The sequence below is a fragment of the Minwuia sp. genome (genome assembly GCF_048263705.1).
Classification (GTDB): Bacteria; Pseudomonadota; Alphaproteobacteria; order Minwuiales; family Minwuiaceae; genus Minwuia.
On the sequence record NZ_JBLXDV010000015.1, the window covers coordinates 47093 to 65238 of the forward strand.

Genomic DNA, 18146 nt, shown 5'->3' on the forward strand with positions numbered 1-18146 from the left:
TCAGGCGGGGCGGTCGCCGCAGAGCGTCACCCGATGCATAAGGCGTGTCTCGTCGCCATAGTCGGCGATCGCATAGTGCTGCGTGCAGCGGTTGTCCCAGAACGCCACCGACCCCTTTTCCCAGCGGAACCGACAGGTGAACTCCGGCTTCTTGAGATGATCGAAGAGGTAGTCGAGAACGGCGCGAGACTCCTTGCCCGACACGCCGACGATCTTCCGCGTGAAGATCGAATTGACGTAGAGGGCCTTGCGTCCAGTCACCGGGTGCGTCCGAACGATCGGGTGCTCGAAGCCTTCTTCCGCAGTGCGCCGGGCGCGCATCTCCTCACGCTCACGTTCCGACATCTTCTCGTAGAACTTCTCGAAGTTCGCCTGCCCCGCGGTGTTCCGGGCCTTCATGCCTTCGAGATAACGCTTCATGGGGGGCGACAGGGCCTCATAGGCATCGTACATGTTCGCCCACATCGTGTCGCCGCCGTACGCCGGCACTTCCCTGGCGAGAAGAATCGAGCCCAGGGGCGGTTCTTCCTGGTAGGTGACGTCAGAGTGCCAGGCGTTGGCGGAATAGCGGTTGGCCTTCGATGACTTGAGAATCAACACCTCCGGTTGCTCGGGGAGAGATGGTGAGTACGGGTGGATATGCAGCGTTCCGAACTGGCGTCCGAACGCGACGTGGTCGGCAGGCGAGATGTCCTGATCCCGGAAGAAGATCACCTGATGTGCCATCAGAGCGTCGTGAACTTCCTTGAAGGCCTGATTGCCAAGCGGCCTCGACATGTCCACGCCCTCGATCTCGGCGCCGAGCGCCCCTGCAATCGGTCGAACATTGATCAGGTCATAGCCCATATGACATCTCCTCGCTTGAAGGCCGGTGCGGACGATCGTCGCGCCGCAGGCTGCAATCTAATATAATTGCACTTGCAGTGCAATTACAATTCAATGCGGCGACACTTTCCTCACCCTGCGTCACCCTGGACAATGAATATTATTGCACTTCCAGTGCAAATATATAGACTGAATGCGAACCATGAAACTGGTCGCTGCGACTGTCTTCAAGACACGCGAGCCGGGCAGCACCAACCGAAGGAGGATGGCGATGAACATCAATGCGACGCTTGCGAAGCGCGACCCGGCACTGGAGGAAGGATTGCACGCCTACGATACCGAGCAGGCGTGGATGGGAACGGAGTTGGAAACGCGCCGGAACGAATGGCTTCTGGAATGGTCCAAGGATGAAATCCTGGAAATCGAAAACGCGGTTGGCGCGGTCGAGACGCGGGGTCTTGATCTGCTCGATATCGCGAAAGACGATTTCCCGCTAGAGCTTGCGTCGGAGCGTATTTCCGCGCTCAAGCAGGACGTGCTGCACGGTCGTGGTTTCGTGCTGATCAGAGGTCTGCCAGTCGATCGATGGAGTGACCGGCAGTCTGCGATCGCGTTCTGGGGTATCGGCCTGCATCTCGGCGAGCCCTGTCCGCAGAACGGCAAGAATCACGTCATCGGCCATGTGAAGAACCTGGGGCTGGATTACAGTGATCCGCAGACCCGCGGCTATCAGACCAACGCCCGACTGCACTACCACACGGATCTCTCCGACATTGTCGGTCTTCTGTCGCTGCGCGCCAGCAAGTCCGGCGGCCTGAGTTCCATCGCCAGTTCGACGGCGATCTGGAATGTCCTTGCCGCCCGCAGACCTGACCTTGCGCGTGTTCTGATGGCACCCTACTGCCAGACGCGGTGGGGCGAGATTCCCGAGGGCAAGCAACCCTGGGCCGAGGCGCCGATCTTCATGCCCAGCGGCAAACGGATGGTCGCCAGGTATGTCCGCAGCAGCATCCAGAAGGGTCAGGATCTGCCAGGTGTTCCGAAAATGACGGACCAGCAGGTCGAAGCCATGGATCTGCTCGATGAGATCACGGCCGAGGAGGGCATCGCGCTGGAGATGGAACTGCGGCCCGGGGACATCCAGCTCCTGTGCAACTACAACGTCTTTCACAGCCGGACGGCCTATGAGGACTGGCCGGAGCCGGAACGCCGGCGGCATCTGCTGCGCCTGTGGCTGGCATGTGACGACGGACCTGTCCTGCCGGAAAGCCTGATCGAGAATTACGAGGGACTGACCGAAGGCGGACGGCCGAACGGCATTCTGGTTCCCGGCGTGCCGCTCTCCGCGCCTCTTGATGCCGAGTAGCCTGACAGGCTGCTGATCATGGCATGCAGCCGGGCCTCTCCCCGCAGGATGGGAAGAGGCCCGGCCTCCGTTTGGGATGAACCGGTTGGCTTAGTGGCTCACCCCTGGTCACTATTCAGCCGGACGGCGCAACGATGTCGAACTGAGGCTCGAAGTCATCAAGCATCTCGAAGAGATCAGCGACGGTATCGCTGCTGCCCTCGACCTTCAGCAACTCCCTGTCCAGCGCGTCAGCGAAGGAGAGTTGCCTGACGATCAGGCTCACCGCGATGCTGACTGGGGCGGTCACGGTCGCCACCGCGTTCGGGGCGCGTTTGCCAATGATCTGGGTCAATGTCTCGTTGGCGAGTGTCTGACATACGTCCTCATTGCGATCCTCGATCCGCCAGTTGATCCGCCAGTTCTTGCCCAAGGCCTTCTCGGCGTCGAGACGGACAGCCATGAAGTCGAAAATGATGTCGGTGGAGACCGCCGCGAGCAGGTCGGGACTGATCATCGGCTGCGGCGGCAGCTGGATGACTCCGTGGCGCAGTTCCTGGGTCGCGTACAGGTAGGCGTTGCGCCATGTCGAGGATTCGGCCTGATACCCCAGCTGTTCGAAGGCATCGGCCGCGAGATGTCGTGCGGCCTCGTTTGCCGGATCTGCGAAGAGCACGTGATAAAGCACCTGTGAGACCCAACGGTATTCGCCCTTCTCGAAGTCGTCCCGGGCGCGCTTCAGTACAGCCGGGGCGCCGCCCATGTAATCGACATATTTCAGAGCAGACTGCTTCGGCGGCAGCGGATTCAGGTTCGCCGGATTGCCGTCATACCAGGATAGATAGCGCTGGAAGACGGCCTTGACGTTGTGACTGACCGTTCCGTAATAGCCGCGCATCCGCCAGTCGGTCCGCAACGACTGCGGCAGATCCATGGCCTCGGCTATCTCGGCCGGTCGCCAGCCCTTGTTCATCAGTCGGACCGTCTGGTCGTGGATGTGCTTGTAGAGATCGCGCTGACGCTCCAGGAAGGCGACAATTTCCTCCCGCCCCCAGGTCGGCCAGTGGTGCTGACAGATCAACACGTCCGTCCTGTCGCCGAACCGCTCCACCGCATCGGCGAGATAGTGGGACCAGATGCGCGGATCGCGGACTTCGGAGCCTCGAAGCGGACAGAAGTTATGCAACAGCGGCGTCGCGTTCTCGGCCATGTTCAGGACAGCCATCTCCGGCAGGAACATGTGCATTTCCGCCGGTGCCTCGGTTCCGGGTGCCAGATGGAACTGTATCCGCACCCCATCAATGTCATGGGTCTCGACGGACTCGGTGACAATGTGCGTCGGAGCGATCAGCGTGGTCGTGCCACGAGGGGTAACCTTGCCGATACCCGCATCGACCTGCCCCCTGGGCCCCGGCTTCAAGAGACCACCGAACTGGAACTGCGCCCGTCGCACCATGGCATTGCCGGCAAGGATCTTCTCGCCGCCGATCGCTTCCATGAATCCGTCAGGCGCGTAGACGACGGCACGCCCCGCATCCACCTCGGCCTGATCGAGAACCCCCTTGGCACCGCCGTAGTGGTCTCCGTGGCTGTGGGTGTAGAGAAGCGCCTTCACCGGCACCTTCGGACGGTTCGCGTAGTAGAGGTCCAGCCCTGCCTTTGCGACTTCGGCCGTTGTCAGACAATCAATCAGGATGAGGCCTGTATCGCCCTCGATAATGGTCATGTTGGCCAGATCCATCCCGCGGATCTGGTAGACCCGATCGGTCACCTTGAACAGGCCGTTCGCCATGTTGAGACGCGAGATCCGCAGCAGGCTCGGATTGATGGTGTCGATGTCGTCTTCGCCGTCCAGAAAGTCGTAGTTCCGCAGGTTCCATGCCGCGGTTCCGTCTTCCATGCTGATCAGGCCGCCGTCCGGGGCCGGTGCCACCAGGCCACGGTTCGCGTTCTCGACGTCGCGGCGGTCGGTGAAGTCCAGGGTATCGGCCAGCGCGGCATGAACCGCCCGCGTCATGGCCTGGGCATCCTTTTGCAGTTTCGGGTCCACTAGGGCCTCCCCCTCTTCGATGGATTTTCCGTCTTGGGCTTGCGCCCGTTGACAGCGCGCAGCGGCCCTACGAGAGCGGGCCGCCGTCGATGGTGATGCGGTGCATCAGCCGTCGGGCACCGTGATAGTCGTTCACCGCGTAGTGCCACGTCGCACGATTGTCCCAGAAGGCGATGGAGTCGTTTTCCCATTGAAACCGGTATGTGTGCTCGGGCCGCGCGGCATGCTGGTAGAGGTAGTTCAGCAGTGGCGCGCTTTCCTCGACGGACCAGCCCTCGAAATGAAGTGTGAAGCCCGGATTGACGTAGAGGGCGTGGCGACCACTGATCGGATGCCGGATGACCGCCGGATGGACCGCGTCCTGGGTGGCGAGATCCTCGTTGCCGACCCGTTCGCCGATGTCCTTGCCGGTCCGGCGTGCCGAGTTGGCACCGAACACGTGGCGGCTGGAGTGTACGGCGCGGAGGCCGAGCAGGGTCTGCTTCAGACCCTCCGAGAGAGAATCGAAGGCGGCATACATGTTTGCGAATGCCGTATCGCCACCCTGCGGCGGGGTTTCACGCGCAAGCAGAACCGATCCCATGGCGGGCTCGGTGTCATAGGAGTGGTCCGTGTGCCAGCCGCCGCCAATGTTGGCGCGCTGATCCGGTTCCTTGCGGACTTCGGCGATCTCGGGATGTCCATCGACCGGCTTGAAGAAACGGTTGACGTTGATGGGACCCATGCTCCTTGCGAACGACAGGTGCTGTTCGGGCGACAGCCGCTGGTCCCGGAAGAAGAGCACGCCGTACTCGCCGAGTGCGGCTCGCAAGGCACCGGCGACGTTGCCGCTCGGGTTTTCGCTGAGGTCAATGTTCCGAACGAAAGCGCCAACACCCCCGCCGGACGGTTCGAATGCGATCTCACTGGATGACGGCATGCCTGTTTCCTCCCGAACATTACGGCCAAGTGGAGGCAGGATAATATTTTTGCACTATATGTGCAATATTATATGGGAAGGTCGAGCGCGACGGCTCGCCGTCAGGAACCCGATGGCTCTTCGCTGTTCTGCTGCCCACCGTGACTATCCATGGGCCAGAGGGCTGCGAATAAAAGGCGCTTCAATATCGAGCGGGCATCCTTTGCGTCATGTCCCCATTGATGCCGCAGGCTGTCCCAGACTTCCCAGTCGGTGAGAGTGGCGAGCGCATTCAACCGTGCGTTGCGGCAGTCGTCTGGCCAGGACTCGACCTCCGGCATGAACCAGTTGGACAGGTCGTCTCGCATCTTTTTCCTGAGAGCGCTTCGCCGGCCGGCGATGGCAGTCGAACTGGAAAGTATCAGGTTGGCCGCACGTCGATGCGGCGCGATTGCGTCGAGCAACGGAATGCGGAAATCGAGAAATTCATCGAGCCTGGACGTCAGGTCGCCGGTGGCAGCAGTATCGCGGCTCTGAGGCGGCAATACGTTCTCGAGGAGATGCTCGAACGTTGCCGCCGTCAGCTCTTCACGGTCGGAGAAGTGCTGAAAGATCGTCCGCCGGGACGTCTTGGCGCGCTCCGCGATCTGTTCGGCACTCGGTTTGGGATTGCCTTCCGACTGCAGGGCCGCCAGCGCCTCGATGATCGCATTTCGGGTTCGCACCGAACGGAGTTTCCGTTTGTCCTGCACTTTCTCGTTCACATTCATCTCGTGTCCTTTTCCGCAATGAACAGATTCGAGCTACTGGAAAACGCGGCCTATGAGTTCGTCCAGTGCCGAAGTCTCGTCATCTTGTTGGTTTTGGCTTCTAAACCGTCAATTCTGCGGAGGACGGCATTGTTTATCGTAAATTGAGTGGCTCATGGTCGCAATGAAATCGGCCAATGTCTCCATCGCGACGTGTTGAGGCAAGCATGGAGCCCGCTCCTTCAACCGACAATTCGACAGCATCCTCATCACGAGGCTCTGTATCGGAGAAGCATCGCGAGATTCCGTCCTTTCGGTACATCCAACGAAAATCTGAAAATCGATTGTCATAGCTGCGCGTTCGTGCGCACGCCATTTCCGAGCCTAGAAAGAGCCTAAGCTCTTGAGACAACATCCCTAACCCGCTGAAAAGATTGGTGGGCGCACAAGGACTCGAAACTTGAACCCGCTGATTTGGGTTTCGTCACAGCCTCCCTTACGAAGTGTGAAACAGTGATCATGATCGTCAAGATGGAAAGTGAGGCTCTTGCGGGAGAAACGTGCAAGAAGGGTGGCGGGCGGGTGTTCAGAAGCTGAAGAAGTGTATGAAGTCGCGGAGCATGCCTGACCGGACCTGAGACGCCGTGGTCAGCCTTGAGCATGGATGGTGGGGGATCGGAGCCGCGGAGAAAGGGGGATACAGGTGCCGCGCAAGATTCTCGACGGTATCTCCCCAGGATGGACAGCGAGATCTCGCACCGGCAAAGCGGTAAACACAAAGTCCGCTACACGCTCAAGCAGTGTCATGATCGACTCGCTTCAGGCTGCGTTCCGTTACCTCAACTACCCGATGATAAGGTCAAACCAGCGAGAGGTAGCTTTGCAGCGATCTGCGCAGACTCACAGGCAAAAACCACTCGATTTGAATAAGTAAATGAGGAACTGAGCTCATAAATTTCCAGCCCCCTGAGCACCTCTCCGATGAGGATCAGGGTGGGCTTCGCATTCGACACGGCCAAATGATTGCCGGCCGCAGCCGCCAGGTTGGTATGCTGCCAATTTTCCCTATGGCTTGAGATGCTGGCTCCACAGGAAAGCGGCAGGTCCGGTGAAGCGCCATTCGCGATCGCCTGTCGTGCGAACGCTGTGAGACGCTCTCTGCCCATGTAGAGCGCAACAGTCGTCGATCCTGCTGCGATGGCCGTCCAGTCGACCGAGGCGGTTTCACCGTTGCGGCCATGGCCGGATATAAAGAGAAGCTGCCTGCCAAGCGCCCGATCGGTGAGCGTCAGGCCGAGGTTGGCCGCGGCGGCTGAAGCTGCAGTGATGCCCGGCACGATACGCACTGGAATTCCAAGCGCTCTGAGAGCGCGCGCTTCCTCATTGCCCCGGCTGAAGATCGCTGGATCTCCGCCTTTCAGTCGAACGACGTGCTTTCCCTCCCGCGCCAGTCGGATCATCAAGCGATTGATTTCCTCTTGCTTGCAGGATGGTTTGCCGCCTCGCTTTCCAACGGGCATCCGTTGTGCCTCACGCCGTGCAAGGTCCAGCACTTCGTCTGAAACCAGCGCATCGAACAGGATCACGTCGGCATTCTGCAGCGCCTTTATCGCCTTGACAGTGAGCAGGTCCGGGTCGCCGGGTCCGGCACCGACCAGGGTGACATGGCCGCCGCGATCGCCGAAGTCCGGCAGACGTTCTGCTTCTTCCGGAATACAATCTCCGGAAAGGGCGGATTCTGCAAAGCGCCCCCACCAGGCACGGCGCAGGCTGGCCAACGGAAAATGCGATGCAGCCTTCCTGCGCAAGGACCTCGCGAGTTGCGCCCATGCCCCCAACTCTCTGGGCAGCATGGCCTCGATTCGCCGGCGGATGGCCTGTCCAAGAACCGGCGCTGCTCCGTCCGTCGAGATGCCGACCACCACTGGGGAACGGTTGACGATGGACCCGAACTGAACCGTGCAGAACTCAGGCTGATCGATCAAATTGATCGGCACACCGCAGGACAAGGCCCGCGCATGCAGACTTGCTGCAGACGCCTTGTCCTCGATATCGGCAACAATTAGCGCGAACTGTCCGAAATCCATCGCGCCCGGCATCTGCTCCAGAACCCGAATGTGATGTGCTTCAACGAGGGCCCGGACTTCTTCGTCGACTGCATCTGCCACGAGTACAGGCCGCGCACCGGCAGCCAGCACGAGCTCCAGCTTCCATGCCATTGCTTCCGTTCCGCCGATTGCGAGTACCTGCCGCCCCTGGAGGCGCATGAAGACGGGCAATATCGACAATTCTTCTATTCGATTGGGCGTCATTTCAGACTGTCTCCGATTTCCGGGAATGCCTGAGCATCCTTCCGATTTCGCCCTGGCATGAACCGCACCCTGTTCCGGCTCCTGTCCGTTCGCCCACGCATCTGACCGTATTCGCACCAACTGAAATGGCTTCGGTTATCGTCTGCGCACCGACGTTGTTGCAGGCACACACCATGGCGCCCGGTCCGGCATTGCCGTCACCCGGACGTCCAGCGAGAATCCTGTGCTGCTGGGCAGGGTCTGTGATGGTCTGGCCCAGTTGCCCGATCAGCCATTCACGCTCTACGGCGACCGCGGTATCGGCGCAGAAGAAGGCGCCGACCAGCTGATCTTTCCGAAACAGGGCAAACCGGTAAATGCCCCGGTGATGGTCAGAATAGTTCAGCACCTCGCAGGCGGCATCCGGTTCAAAACCAAGGAACGCTTCGGTGGAATCGGTAATTGGCAGCGGGCCTGTGCTCGCACATTCGAAGCGGAAACCTGTTTCAATGCGGGCGGTCGCCCAATAGACCTGCTGCCGCAGGTCCGGCCGGGAAAGGCTTATTCCGAATCCGAACCAGTCTGCTTCTAGTCGAGAGGCCCTGACATGCGTCGACTTGAGCGCCGGCTGGCCAGACACGGGATCGGTGATGTCATCCACGAGCACATCCACGCGTGCTGCGCTGCTGCCCTGAGCCGTCCAATGCATGGGTGCGAACAAGATGCCCTGCTGCTGAGCGTCTGTGATCAGAACGCGGGCAAGATACTGACGCCCCCGTCGCGACAAGCGGACCAAATCTGCAGGACGAAGGGCGAGCCTCCATGCGTCGGTGGGGTGGATCTCCACAAACGGTTCCGCCAGATGCTGCGACAGCCGGGCCGAACGTCCTGTGCGGGTCATTGTGTGCCACTGATCCCGTATGCGACCGGTGCTGAGAATGAAGGAGCCAGCACACGGTTTGGAGATTGCGGCAACGCGCAGAGCGACAAATCGGGACTTGCCATCTGCCGTGAAGAAATGCCCGTCAGAGAAAATCTGCGCAGCAGATTCTGGCGATTTTGGTGCCGGCCACCGGACCGGTTTCAGACCGTCATAGTCAAGTTGGTCCAACCCGGAGAGACCCCCGATGTCAAAATCACGCCGTCCCTGGTTGGCAACATCGGACAACCGGGCGTGCTCGTCGAATATCGCATGCGGGTCAGCGTAGTCGAATCCTGCGCCATGGCCCATCGCCTGCGCCACATTGCAGATGATCCGCCAGTCCGGACGTGTCTCGCCCGGCAAGGGTAAAAAACTGCGTTGTCTGGAAATGCGGCGTTCGGAATTGGTGACGGTACCGTCTTTTTCACCCCAGGCTGCCGCCGGCAACAGCACATGCGCCAGATCGGTCGTGTCGGTGTGTCGTTCGACATCCGAGACCACAACGAAGGGACATGCCGCCAACGCATCACGCACGACATCTGCGTCTGGCATCGAGACGACCGGATTGGTTGCCATGATCCAGATCGCCTTGATCCGACCGTCGGCAACAGCACCGAACATGTCCACGGCTTTCAGACCCGGTGTGGCTGCGACTGTCGGAGAGCACCAGAAATCCCGAACCAGACTTCGATGCTCGGGGTTTTCGATGTCCATATGGGCGGCGAGCTGATTGGCGAGACCACCGACCTCCCGGCCACCCATAGCGTTCGGCTGTCCCGTCACGGAGAATGGTCCCGCGCCTTCACGGCCGATGCGACCGGTGAGCAGATGGCAATTGATGATCGCGTTGACACGATCGGTCCCGTCGGCGGCCTGATTGACGCCCTGACTGTAGACGGTGACCACTTTCTCGTGCTCGGCAAACAGGTCGTAGAAGCATCGCAACTGTGTTTCGCTCAGGCCGGTTCCTGAGGCAATTTCTGCGAGATCCTGACCGCCCGCAGCATCAATCGCCGCTTCGGCACCATTCGTATGTCGCGTGATGAAATCGAAATCGGCCTTGCCGTGATCCAGCAACCAGAAGAGCAGGCCGTTGAACAGCGCCACGTCTCCGCCGGACCGGATCGGCAGATGCAAGTCGGCCTGCTCGGCGGTGACGGTCCGCCTCGGATCAATGACGACGATCTTCAATTCAGGCCGCGCATCACGCGCGGCAAGCAGGCGCTGAAACAGCACCGGGTGGCACCAGGCAAGATTCGACCCCGAGAGCACCACAAGATCGGCTTGCTCAAGATCCTGATAGGAAACGGGTACGGTATCCGAGCCGAAAGCACGCTTGTGACCGGCGACGGAAGAGGCCATGCACAGTCGCGAGTTGGTGTCGATATTGGCCGAACCGATGAAGCCCTTCATCAGCTTGTTCGCGACATAGTAATCTTCGGTCAGAAGCTGGCCGGAGACGTAGAATGCCACCGAGTCTGGCCCATGCTGTTCGATGGTCTGGCGGAATGTGTGCGCTACCAGCTCTGTGGCCGCGTCCCATGATGCCCTCTGGCCCATGATTTCCGGGTGCAGCAGCCGCCCGTCCAGGTCCAGGGTTTCCGCCAGCGCGGCACCTTTCGAGCATAGTTTGCCAAAATTTGCAGGATGGTCGGGATCCCCCTCAATGCCGACCGATCCGTCCGGGCGTTGCCGGGCCAGTACACCGCATCCCACCCCGCAATAGGGGCAGGTTGTCCTGACCGCGGGAAAACTGCCTGCGTCAGCCATGGCGAAGGGAATCACCGCTCAGGAGCACACGGCCTCCTTCTACTCTGGCCGGGAAGGTCATCGTACCGCCTTCATCCACGCCCTGAGCCATGCCGGTTTCCAGGCTGATGACCCAATTGTGGAGCGGACAGGTGACTGACGCACCATGCACGATACCTTGACTGAGAGGCCCCTTCCTGTGCGGGCATTGATCGCGCAGGGCAAACACTCGATCGTCCACTGTGCGAAAGATTGCGATGCAGTCGTCCGCGAGTTTCAGGATGCGGCTGCCGCGTCGCGGAATGTCATCCAGGGCCGCGATATCAAGCCAGTGTTCGACGGCATGTCTCATCACGCGACAGCCTCCAATTTCGGCGTGGGCAGGGGCAGGAACTCATGCGCGTCCTTGCCCTCCGCACGTTCCTGCCACGGGTCGGTCTGCGCGAACTTCTGGGCGTAGGCGAAGCGTGCAGCAAGGGCTTTCCGGCCATCTGCATCCTGCACCACGGCTTCCTGCACATGTTCCATACCGACCCGCGCCAGCCACTTGTGCATCCGGTCGAGATAATGCGCTTCCTCGCGATAGAGCTGCATCAGCGCCGCGCAATATTCCATCACCTGCTCTTCCGTCTCGACCTTGCAGAGCGCGACGGTTTCCTTCACCTCCATGCCGGCAGCTCCGGCGAAGGACAGCTCATAGCCACTGTCAACACAGATCACGCCGAAGTCCTTGATGGTGGCTTCCGAGCAGTTTCGCGGACAACCGGACACGCCCATCTTCACCTTATGCGGCGTCCAGGAGCCCCAGAGATATCTTTCCATCCGCACGCCGAGCGATACCGAGGCCTGGGTGCCGAACCGGCACCATTCGCTGCCCACGCACGTCTTCACGGTACGCAAAGCCTTGCCGTAGGCATGACCGGAAACCAGACCGGCGGCATTCAGATCGGACCAGACTGCGGGCAGGTCCTGTTTCTTGACACCCAGCAGATCGATCCGCTGCCCGCCAGTGACCTTGACGGTCGGAATGGCGAACTTGTCGGCCACATCGGCAATAGCCCGCAGTTCCGTGGGGCTTGTAATGCCACCCCACATGCGCGGCACGACCGAATAGGTCCCGTCCTTCTGGATGTTGGCGTGGACCCGTTCGTTGATGAAACGCGACTGGTTGTCGTCGACATATTCACCGGGCCAAGTCGAGAGCAGATAGTAGTTCAGGGCCGGGCGGCATTTCGCGCAGCCACAACTTGTCAGCCACTGCAGTTCCTGCATGACGGCCGGAATTGATTTCAGTGCCTTTGCAACGATCAGGCGGCGAACCTCGCCGTGGCCCATGTCGGTGCACTCACACATGGGCTGCACGTCGGATCGGGCATAGGCTTCGCCTAGACTGATCTGCAGCAATTGCTCTACCAGTCCGCTGCAGCTGCCGCACGACGATGATGCCTTGGTCTTAGTGCGCACCGCCTCAAGGCTGTTTTGCCCTGCGTCGATCGCGGCAATGATGTCGCCCTTGCAGATGCCGTTGCAGCCGCAGATTTCTGCGTCAGCCGACAAGGCTGCAACGGCTGCCATAGGGTCCACCGAATCTACCCCCGCGTAGCCCTGACCAAAGATCAGGGTGTCACGCATGCCGGATACGTCCGTTCCGTTTTTCATCAACTGAAAGAACCATGGTCCGTCCGCCGTATCGCCGTAGAGCACGGCGCCGACGATGCGATCGTCCTGCAGAACCAGGCGCTTGTAGATGGAGCGGCTGGCATCGCGCAGCACGATCTCCTCGCGATCATCGCCTTCGGCAAAATCACCGGCTGAATAGAGATCCACGCCTGTGACCTTCAGTTTGGTCGCCGTGATCGAGCCTTCGTAGATGAGCGTGTCATCATCGGCGAGTCCGGCACCGACCGTTTTTGCCATCTCGTAGAGTGGCGCGACGAGCCCGTAGCAGGTCCCACGGTGCTCGACACATTCTCCGACAGCATAAATCGCCGGATCGGACGTCCGCATGTTGTCGTCGACCAGAATGCCCCGACCGGTCTCGATCCCGGCATCCGCGGCAAGTGCCGTGTTCGGTTTGATACCGACCGCCATGACTACGATGTCCGCCGGAAGCTCTGTGCCATCATCCAGCTTCACGGCGCTTACACGGCCTTCTTTCTCCAGAATGGCATGAGTATTCGCGCGCGTGACGACATCGATGCCGCGCACCTCGATGGCGCGTTGCAAGAGGTAGCCTGCATTCTGATCCAACTGCCGCTCCATCAAGGTCGGCATCAGATGCAGTACCGTCACGTCCATGCCCTGCATCTTCAAGCCGACCGCGGCCTCCAGACCCAACAGTCCGCCGCCGATGACGACTGCCCGGCCGCCCTTCGCTGCCGCCGTCAGCATCGCGTGGACATCGTCCAGATCGCGATAGGTCAGCACGCCGTCCAGATCATGGCCGGGCACCGGAATGATGAAGGGCAGCGAGCCTGTCGCGACGATCAATCGATCGTAGTGGGCGACCGTTCCGGCGCGCGAGACGACCTTGCGATCGGCCCGGTTGATGGCGATGACTTCCTCGCCGCGAATCAGGTTCACGCCATTGTCGGTGTACCACTGATCGTCATGGATCAGGATGTCCTCGTAGGTGCTTTCTCCGGACAGGACCGGTGAGAGCATGATGCGATTGTAGTTCACGCGTGGCTCAGCGTTGAACACCGTGACATCGTAGTGGTCGGGATCGCGCTTGAAGAGTTCTTCCAGCGCACGCCCTGCGGCCATTCCGTTGCCGATGACAACCAGCTTCTCTTTCACCTTGTCCATTATGCCGCCTCCCCGACTGAACGGGCGGAGTCCGGATCATCATTCCTGGTGGGGTGCGGTGCCGGATTGGCACCGCCTTCATATTCCTCGAGAAACCTCAGCAACGCTTCGCGGTAGCGGTAATAGTCGGGATGTTCCAGTAAAGCCTTGCGGGTGCGGGGGCGCGGCAGATCGACATCCATGATCTGACCGATGGTCGCGTTCGGACCATTCGTCATCATCACCACCCGGTCCGCCAGCAGGATGGCTTCGTCGACATCATGGGTGACACAGATCGCCGTGACCTGTGTGCGTTTCCAAACGTCCATCAGAACTTCCTGCAGCTCCCAGCGCGTCAGGCTGTCCAGCATCCCGAATGGCTCATCCAGCAACAGCAGCTTGGGAGAAAGCGCGAAGGCGCGGGCAATACCGACGCGCTGCTTCATGCCGTTCGACAGATCAGCGGCCATCCGGTCCATCGCATCCGAAAGGCCCACCCTGGCGAGATAATACTCGACGATGTCAGAGCGCTCGGCGGCAGTGGCCTTCGGATAGACGCGATCGACACCAAGCGCGACGTTGTCCCGAGCCGTCAGCCATGGCATCAGGCTGGGCGCTTGAAACACGACTGCACGTTCCGGTCCTGCATCGACGACTTCGCGACCATCAAGGACCACGGCACCGGAAGAGATTTCGTTCAGACCGGCTGTCATCGACAGCACGGTCGACTTTCCGCAACCAGAATGTCCGATCAGCGAGATGAATTCGCCCTTTCTTATCTTCAGTTCGACACCGTCAACAACGGTCAGTGGACCCTTGGGTGTGGGATAGACCTTCTTCAGGTTGATGAATTCGAGAAAACGGTCTTCCCGCGGGCTCTGTGCGGCCTCCAGATAGGCTTGAGGGAGGGGAGCGGTATTGGCCACTTCCTGAGTGATCGGAACGACCTTGGGCAGGGAAATATCATCCTCGATGCTGGCACTGCGTTCCAGTCCGACCCGCATCAGATAGGCGGTAATCTTTGCACGCAATTGCTTGAAATCCGTATTGTTGTTCATCGCCGTGCGCTCGCGCGGGCGGGAAATGTCCACACGGAACTCCGGCCCCAGGGTGGCGTTGGGACCGGGGTTGAGAGGGATGATCCGGTCGGCCAGCAGAATGGCCTCATCGACATCGTTGGTGATCAGCACAACGGTGCGCTTGTCGCGCTGCCAGATTTCGGTGATCTCTTCCTGAAGTTTTGCGCGGGTCAGTGCATCGAGAGCCGACAGCGGTTCGTCGAGCAGCAGGATCTCCGGGCTCATGGCCAGCGCCCTCGCAACCGCCACGCGCTGGCGCATGCCGCCCGAGAGTTCGGCGGGCTTGCGATCGGCGGCAGGTGTCAGCCCCACCATGCCGACATAGCGATCCACACGTGCGGCACGCTCGCCCCGGCTGTCGTTGCCAAAGACGCTATCCACAGCCAGTGCGACGTTACCCCTTACCGACAGCCAAGGCATCAGAGAATAACTCTGAAAGACCACGCCGCGCTCAGGTCCGGGGCCCTCGACGGGTTGTCCTTTCAACAGGATCTCACCGCTATCCGGTTCAATCAGCCCCGCGATGGCGCTGATCAGAGTGGTCTTGCCTGAACCGGAAAAGCCGACGATGGCGATAAACTCACCTTCCTCAACAGCCAGATCGATGCCGTCCAGCACCACTTCTCGGTCCACACCGGTACCGTATGATTTGGTCAGGGATTTCAGTTCCAGGAATGCCATTGGAATCTTCTCCTCACCGGATTTCCGAATGGGTGAACATGGTCTGCAACGCCATCATCACGCGATCGAGCAGGAAGCCAATGATCCCGATGGTGAAGACCGCCACCATGATTTTGGCCAGCGAACTGGAAGAGCCGTTCTGAAATTCGTCCCAGACGAATTTCCCGAGGCCCGGATTCTGGGCCAGCATTTCTGCGGCGATCAGCACCATCCAGCCGACGCCCAGCGAGAGTCTCAAACCCGTGAAGATCAGCGGCATCGCTGACGGCAGCACCAGCTTTACAACCTGTTTCGGCCAGGACAGCTGCAGCACCTTGCCGACGTTCATCAGATCCTTGTCGATGGACGCAACGCCATAGGCGGTATTGATCAAGGTTGGCCAGAGTGAACAAAGCGTCACGGTGATGGCCGAGATGACAAAGCTTTTCGGGAACAGATCACTGTTGCCGGCATAGATCGCTGAAACGATCATGGTAACCAGCGGCAACCAAGCCAGCGGCGAGACCGGCTTGAAGATCTGTATCAACGGATTGACGCCCGCGCTGACCGACTTTGAGAGACCGCAAAGGATGCCCAAAGGTACGGCGAGCAGCGTTGCCAGCAGAAAGCCGAAACCGACGGTAATCAGGCTGGTCCAGATCTGGTCGAGGTAGGTTGGTGCCCCGGTATAGTCGCGCCATTTGATGCGATCATCTTTGCCGGCGGCGAGCAGCTTCGCATTGCGCTCTTCCTGGCGCTGCATGAAGGCTTCTTCCTTGCCGCGTTCACGCACATGGTCGTCATAGAGGTTTTCGACCTGCTCCCAGACCTGAGCAGGACCGGGGATCGCCCCGAGCGATGTATTCACCAGGGGTGCGGTCTGTGCCCAGGCGAACAGGAACAGCAGGATGCCAAGCAATGGCAACCCAAGCCCTCTCGCGAAATCCTTCAGTTGATGCCCGGCCGGTTCACCTGCTGCGATTTTCAGAAGCGGCGTCACCCAGCCAAGGGCAAGCATGTTCAGGTAGGTGTCGGCACGCCCGATGAGGGTAAAGAGCTTCTCTGACCGGCGCTGCCGTGCTGCTGCGGCTTCCTCAGTTTTAATATCTGCTGCGACGCTCATGTTCACTGTCTCACTGGTTCAAGGGAAAGGTATGGCAGGCGATCGCGCCAGGATCGCCCGCCGCGCGATGCGCATCAGCCGCCAACGACGCTGCTGCCCTGAAGCTTCTCGGTGCCTTTCAGGCCGATCGGGAACTGCTTCAGGTAGGCGTTGGGCGTACGGCCATCGAAGGTGATCCCGTCGATGAACTCGGTCTGCGGCTGGCGATATCCGTCCGTTTCCCAGGGAAAGTCGGCTTCGGCAACATTGCCTTCCTCGACCAGCATCCGGGCCGCCTTCAGATAGATGTCTGGACGATAGACCGACCGGGCGACTTCATCGTACCAGGCGTCAGGTTTGCCCTCGGTGATCTGACCCCAACGGCGCATTTGGCTGAGATACCAGACCGCATCCGAATAGTAGGGATAGGTCGCGAAGTATCGGTAGAAGACGTTGAAGTCCGGGACATCCCGCTTGTCACCCTTCTCGTATTCAAAAGTGCCGGTCATGGAGTTGGCGATAACTTCGGCATCGGCACCCACATATTCCGACCTGGCCAGTATCTCGACTGCTTCGGGGCGATTGGCGTTGTCGTTATCGTCCAGCCACTGTGCTGCGCGGATCAGCGCCTTGGTTACCGCAAGAGCGGTGTTCGGATAGTTCTCGGCAAACTCCGCGGTGATACCGAAGACCTTCTCCGGGTTGTTTTTCCAGATCTCGTAGTCCGTGATCACCGGAACACCGATGCCCTTGAAGACGGCTTGCTGATTCCAGGGCTCACCGACGCAGTAGCCGTGAATGGTGCCTGCTTCGAGGGTGGCCGGCATCTGCGGGGGCGGCGTCACCGATAGCAGGACATCGGCTTGAATCTGTCCCGTAATGTTGTCACTGGAGTAGTAACCCGGATGCAAGCCGCCTGCGGCCAGCCAGTAGCGAAGTTCGTAATTATGGGTCGAGACGGGGAAGACCATACCCATCTTGAACGGCTTGCCCTCGTTGCGCATGCGGTCCACGACCGGCTTCAGGTAGTCAGCCTTGATCGGATGCACCGGCCTGCCATCATCCTGGGCCGGAATGTGCTTCCTCATCTCGGCCCAGACCTCGTTGGAAACCGTGATGCCGTTGCCGTTCAGGTCCATCGAGAAGGGCGTGATGATATGCGCTTTGGTGCCGAAACCGATGGTTGCCGCCAGAGGCTGCCCGGCCAACATGTGCGCGCCGTCCAGTTCGCCAGTAATGACGCGATCCAGCAGTACCTTCCAGTTGGCCTGCGGCTCCAGGGTGACGAACAGGCCCTCGTCCTCGAAATATCCCTTCTCATAGGCAATTGCCAGCGGAGCCATGTCTGTCAGTTTGATGAAGCCGAATTTCAGTTCGTCTTTCTCAACGTCCAGCATCTCCGCATGTGCCGAGATCGATACGCCCATTGCTGCTGTGGCAACCAAGGCAAGCGCGCTGCGCGTTAGCCTTGTCCAGGTAGAGTTTCCCACGGTTCCGCACTCCATGTTTTGGTCTGACTTGCCGCGTCGCTCGGCAAACAAGCATAAAAAAAAGCCGCCAACCCGCTCGGCTCCGCCGGAGGCGGAACAGTCGCAGGCGGCAGCTTTGCCACGTTCGGGCCAGCACCGGCCCTGTATCTCGATAGACGCCGACGTTGGCGTCTTCAGTTCACATCAGCAAACCCTGTGC

12 protein-coding genes are annotated in these 18146 nt (G+C 60.1%); 1 reads left to right on the plus strand and 11 read right to left on the minus strand.

Features of this window, described 5'->3' with window-relative positions; translation table 11 throughout:
• On the minus strand, positions 1–846 hold the full coding sequence (gene tauD / locus ACN0X7_RS17775; RefSeq protein ID WP_417519755.1) for a taurine dioxygenase: 846 nt from the start codon (positions 844–846) through the stop codon (positions 1–3).
• Between the two features lie 250 nt (positions 847–1096).
• Here tauD and ACN0X7_RS17780 point away from each other — a divergent pair, with 250 nt between their 5' ends.
• Positions 1097–2191: a TauD/TfdA family dioxygenase gene (locus ACN0X7_RS17780; RefSeq protein ID WP_417519757.1), complete on the plus strand. Its 1095-nt coding sequence runs from the start codon at positions 1097–1099 to the stop codon at positions 2189–2191.
• 115 nt (positions 2192–2306) lie between these two features.
• Here ACN0X7_RS17780 and ACN0X7_RS17785 read toward each other — a convergent pair whose 3' ends face one another.
• The 10 genes from ACN0X7_RS17785 to ACN0X7_RS17830 all read right to left on the minus strand — a co-directional run bounded on the left by ACN0X7_RS17785 (position 2307) and on the right by ACN0X7_RS17830 (position 17884).
• Positions 2307–4187 (minus strand): alkyl/aryl-sulfatase, encoded by a 1881-nt coding sequence (locus ACN0X7_RS17785; protein WP_417519759.1) that lies wholly within the window; start codon positions 4185–4187, stop codon positions 2307–2309.
• 100 nt (positions 4188–4287) lie between these two features.
• Entirely contained in the window at positions 4288–5139 is an 852-nt protein-coding gene (locus tag ACN0X7_RS17790; RefSeq protein WP_417519761.1) for a TauD/TfdA dioxygenase family protein, read from the minus strand.
• 101 nt (positions 5140–5240) lie between these two features.
• Positions 5241–5888, minus strand: coding sequence for a TetR/AcrR family transcriptional regulator (locus tag ACN0X7_RS17795; RefSeq protein WP_417519763.1), 648 nt, complete (start codon positions 5886–5888; stop codon positions 5241–5243).
• 818 nt (positions 5889–6706) lie between these two features.
• On the minus strand, positions 6707–8179 hold the full coding sequence (gene cysG, locus ACN0X7_RS17800) for a siroheme synthase CysG (RefSeq protein ID WP_417519765.1): 1473 nt from the start codon (positions 8177–8179) through the stop codon (positions 6707–6709).
• Between the two features lies 1 nt (position 8180).
• On the minus strand, positions 8181–10850 hold the full coding sequence (locus ACN0X7_RS17805) for a molybdopterin-dependent oxidoreductase (protein WP_417519767.1): 2670 nt from the start codon (positions 10848–10850) through the stop codon (positions 8181–8183).
• Positions 10843–11181: a nitrite reductase small subunit NirD gene (gene nirD / locus ACN0X7_RS17810; protein WP_417519769.1), complete on the minus strand. Its 339-nt coding sequence runs from the start codon at positions 11179–11181 to the stop codon at positions 10843–10845. Before nirD ends, ACN0X7_RS17805 begins: the two co-directional genes overlap by 8 nt.
• The gene (nirB, locus tag ACN0X7_RS17815) at positions 11181–13628 is read right to left on the minus strand and encodes a nitrite reductase large subunit NirB (RefSeq protein ID WP_417519810.1); all 2448 of its coding nucleotides are present in this window, start codon (positions 13626–13628) and stop codon (positions 11181–11183) included. Before nirB ends, nirD begins: the two co-directional genes overlap by 1 nt.
• A gap of 8 nt (positions 13629–13636) precedes the next feature.
• The gene (locus ACN0X7_RS17820; RefSeq protein WP_417519770.1) at positions 13637–15376 is read right to left on the minus strand and encodes an ABC transporter ATP-binding protein; all 1740 of its coding nucleotides are present in this window, start codon (positions 15374–15376) and stop codon (positions 13637–13639) included.
• Between the two features lie 13 nt (positions 15377–15389).
• On the minus strand, positions 15390–16478 hold the full coding sequence (locus ACN0X7_RS17825) for an ABC transporter permease (RefSeq protein ID WP_417519771.1): 1089 nt from the start codon (positions 16476–16478) through the stop codon (positions 15390–15392).
• 74 nt (positions 16479–16552) lie between these two features.
• The gene (locus ACN0X7_RS17830; protein ID WP_417519812.1) at positions 16553–17884 is read right to left on the minus strand and encodes a CmpA/NrtA family ABC transporter substrate-binding protein; all 1332 of its coding nucleotides are present in this window, start codon (positions 17882–17884) and stop codon (positions 16553–16555) included.
• Positions 17885–18146: the final 262 nt, after the last annotated feature.

What these genes read in the sequence shown, in the direction of transcription:
- tauD (WP_417519755.1), bottom strand. Translation starts at nt 846, where the DNA reads ATGGGCTATGACCTGATCAATGTTCGACCGATTGCAGGGGCGCTCGGC.
- ACN0X7_RS17780 (WP_417519757.1), top strand. Translation starts at nt 1,097, where the DNA reads ATGAACATCAATGCGACGCTTGCGAAGCGCGACCCGGCACTGGAGGAA.
- ACN0X7_RS17785 (WP_417519759.1), bottom strand. Translation starts at nt 4,187, where the DNA reads ATGACGCGGGCGGTTCATGCCGCGCTGGCCGATACCCTGGACTTCACC.
- ACN0X7_RS17790 (WP_417519761.1), bottom strand. Translation starts at nt 5,139, where the DNA reads ATGCCGTCATCCAGTGAGATCGCATTCGAACCGTCCGGCGGGGGTGTT.
- ACN0X7_RS17795 (WP_417519763.1), bottom strand. Translation starts at nt 5,888, where the DNA reads ATGAATGTGAACGAGAAAGTGCAGGACAAACGGAAACTCCGTTCGGTG.
- cysG (WP_417519765.1), bottom strand. Translation starts at nt 8,179, where the DNA reads ATGACGCCCAATCGAATAGAAGAATTGTCGATATTGCCCGTCTTCATG.
- ACN0X7_RS17805 (WP_417519767.1), bottom strand. Translation starts at nt 10,850, where the DNA reads ATGGCTGACGCAGGCAGTTTTCCCGCGGTCAGGACAACCTGCCCCTAT.
- nirD (WP_417519769.1), bottom strand. Translation starts at nt 11,181, where the DNA reads ATGAGACATGCCGTCGAACACTGGCTTGATATCGCGGCCCTGGATGAC.
- ACN0X7_RS17820 (WP_417519770.1), bottom strand. Translation starts at nt 15,376, where the DNA reads ATGGCATTCCTGGAACTGAAATCCCTGACCAAATCATACGGTACCGGT.
- ACN0X7_RS17825 (WP_417519771.1), bottom strand. Translation starts at nt 16,478, where the DNA reads ATGAGCGTCGCAGCAGATATTAAAACTGAGGAAGCCGCAGCAGCACGG.
- ACN0X7_RS17830 (WP_417519812.1), bottom strand. Translation starts at nt 17,884, where the DNA reads ATGGGCGTATCGATCTCGGCACATGCGGAGATGCTGGACGTTGAGAAA.